Raw genomic sequence first — 422 nt, forward strand, 5'->3', positions numbered from 1 at the left:
GCCTACGACATCTGGACGAAGGAGATCGGCCTGCCGCCCGAGCGCGTGATCCGCATCGGCGACAACAAGGGCGGCCGCTACAAGTCCGACAACTTCTGGATGATGGCCGACACCGGCCCCTGCGGCCCGTGCTCCGAGATCTTCTACGACCACGGCCCGCACATCGCCGGCGGCCCCCCGGGCAGCCCCGATGAGGACGGCGACCGCTTCATCGAGATCTGGAACAACGTGTTCATGCAGTTCGACATGGCCGAGGACGGCTCCGTGTCGCCGCTGCCCGCGCCCTGCGTGGACACCGGCATGGGCCTGGAGCGCCTCGCGGCCATCCTGCAGCACGTGCACAGCAACTACGAGATCGACCTGTTCGCCGCGCTCATCCAGGCGGCCGGGCGCGAGACCGGCACCGCCGACCTCGCCAACCC

At 69.2% G+C, this 422-nt stretch carries 1 protein-coding gene; it reads left to right on the forward strand.

The window, feature by feature from the left end:
* Window positions 1-422 (forward strand): alanine--tRNA ligase-related protein (locus GVL52_RS29480; RefSeq protein WP_244619353.1); only part of this gene is annotated, 422 nt, incomplete at both ends.

This window comes from Rhizobium sp. 18055, from assembly GCF_902706285.1.
Classification (GTDB): domain Bacteria; phylum Pseudomonadota; class Alphaproteobacteria; order Rhizobiales; family Rhizobiaceae; genus Rhizobium.